The 2,221-nt window shown below is 63.1% G+C and carries 3 protein-coding genes; all 3 read left to right on the top strand.

Going from position 1 to position 2,221, the window contains the following annotated elements:
• On the top strand, nucleotides 1-508 hold a 508-nt coding region (locus JOY90_RS31200; protein ID WP_291694939.1), incomplete at its 5' end, for a 3-hydroxyacyl-CoA dehydrogenase family protein.
• 88 nt (nucleotides 509-596) lie between these two features.
• Entirely contained in the window at nucleotides 597-1,799 is a 1,203-nt protein-coding gene (locus JOY90_RS31195; protein ID WP_291694938.1) for an acyl-CoA dehydrogenase family protein, read from the top strand.
• Between the two features lie 44 nt (nucleotides 1,800-1,843).
• Nucleotides 1,844-2,221 (top strand): enoyl-CoA hydratase-related protein (locus JOY90_RS31190; protein WP_291694937.1); only part of this gene is annotated, 378 nt, incomplete at its 3' end.

Here is a 2,221-nt window from a genome sequence, read left to right as displayed (position 1 = left end):
CGGAGCCAAGACCTCGGAAGCGACAATCCAGCGCGTGGCGGATTTCTATACGTCGATCGGGCAAAAGACGGTGCGCGTCAACAAGGAATTGCCCGGCCACGTCGCAAACCGCTTGCAATCCGCATTGGCGCGGGAGGTCTACTATCTCGTCGCCGAGGGCGTGGTGAGCGCCGCCGACGTTGACACCGCCCTCTCCTGGGGGCCAGGACTGCGCTGGGGCGTGATGGGCAACATGATGCTCAATCACCTCGGCGGCGGCCCGGGTGGCATCGAGCACTTTTTCCAGCAGTTCACCGGCCCGATGGCGGCTTGGTGGAAGACTCTCGGCTCACCCGTGCTGACGCCGGACGTACAGAAGAAGCTCATCGACAGCGTCCACGCAGAGGTCGGATCGCGCACCATCGCGGAGCTGGAAGTGGAGCGCGATGAAGTCCTGCTCGGCCTGCTCGAGCTGCGCAAGAAGGCCGCCAAGTCGAACCAAACGAAATCGATCGAGCCGGTCGCATAAGCCCAAGCGCAACCGCCGGGACGCGTCATCCAACCGACGCGTCCACTTCTTGCCCCAGCTTTCGAGCCGCAACAACAGGAGTCCCAAAATGCTTACCAAAACCCCGAAGCCGCTTCCGACGCCGAACAGCGATTTCTATAACTACACCGACCTCCTGAAGCCCGAGGAGCACGCGATCCATCAGAGGGTGCGCACGTTCATGGAGACCAAGGTCGCCCCGATCATCAACAAGTACTGGGTCGAGGACGCGTTCCCATTCGAGCTGGTGCCCTTGGTCAAGGAGCTGGGCCTCGGCGGCCTCGGCATCCACGGGTACGGCTGCGCCGGCGGCAGTCAATTGCTGGTCGGCCTCATTGGAGTGGAAATGGCGCGGGTCGATGCCTCGTTCGCGACCTTCTTCGGCGTCCACAACTTCCTGGCAATGGGCTCGATCCAGGTCGCTGGATCGGAGGAGCAGAAGCAAAAGTGGCTGCCGCCGATGGCGCGCATGGAAAAGATCGGCTGCTTCGGCCTGACCGAGCCGCTGGTCGGCTCAGGAGCGGGTGGCGGTCTCACCACGACGGCGAAGCGCGAAGGCGATAGCTGGATCCTCAACGGCCAGAAGCGGTGGATCGGCAACGCGCCCTGGTGCGATATCTCGATCATCTGGGCGAAGGACGTCGACGACAACCAGGTCAAGGGCTTCATCGTCGAGAACAAGTCGACGCCCGGCTTCAGCGTCGAGAAGATTCAGAACAAGATGGCGCTCAAGGTAGTCCAGAACGGTCAGATCACCATGAAGGACTGCCGGGTGCCGGACGCAAATCATCTCGCATCGGGCGCCCAGTCCTTCCGCGACACCGCGCGCGTGCTGCGTGGGACGCGGTACTACGTGGGCTGGGAATCGACGGGATGCGCGATGGGCGCCTATGAGCACGCGCTCAAATACACGCAGGAGCGACTGCAGTTCGGAAAGCCGGTCGCCTCGTTCCAGCTCATTCAGGACCTTCTTGCGAAGATGCTCGCCAACATCACGGCCTGCCAGGGCATGGTGGTTCGCACGGCCCAGCTCGCGGACGAAGGCAAGTTGACGGACCAGCAAGCCGCGCTTTCGAAGGCGTTCTGCACGGCCAAGGCGCGTGAGACGGTCTCCTGGGCGCGAGAGGTGCTCGGCGGCAACGGCATTATCGTCGACTACAACGTCGCGCGCTTCTTTGCGGATGCCGAGGCGCTCTATTCCTACGAGGGCACCTACCAGATGCAGAACTTGATCGTCGGCAAGGCGATCACCGGGTTCAGCGCATTCGTGTGAGCGAGGGCGAGCCCGCCGCAGAAAACCAGCAGAGGAGACATGCCATGGCTTCGCCCGCCGTCGCGATGACAGTCGAGACACAGCAGCCGCCTGCGCCGAAACTCGACAACGTGCTGTACGAAAAAAGGAGCGGCATCGCTTATGTGACGCTCAACCGTCCCAAGGTGCTCAACGCGCTCAATACGCCTACCTGGAGGGACCTTCGCACGGCCTTCGAGGATGCGCGTGATGACGCCATAGTGCGCGGCGTCATCCTCACTGGAGCGGGGGACAAGGCGTTCATCGCCGGCGCCGACATTGGCGAGCTCGCGCGCGCGAGTGCGATCGACGCCGAGCGGTCCAGCCGCATCGGTCAGGAGGTGCTCGATCTCGTCGAGAATCTCGGCAAGCCCGTGATCGCGGCCATCAACGGCTTTGCGCTC

Source organism: Bradyrhizobium sp., from assembly GCF_019242285.1.
GTDB lineage: Bacteria > Pseudomonadota > Alphaproteobacteria > Rhizobiales > Xanthobacteraceae > Bradyrhizobium.
This window is presented reverse-complemented; position numbering and strand designations above follow the sequence as displayed.

What these genes read in the sequence shown, in the direction of transcription:
- JOY90_RS31195 (WP_291694938.1), top strand. Translation starts at nt 597, where the DNA reads ATGCTTACCAAAACCCCGAAGCCGCTTCCGACGCCGAACAGCGATTTC.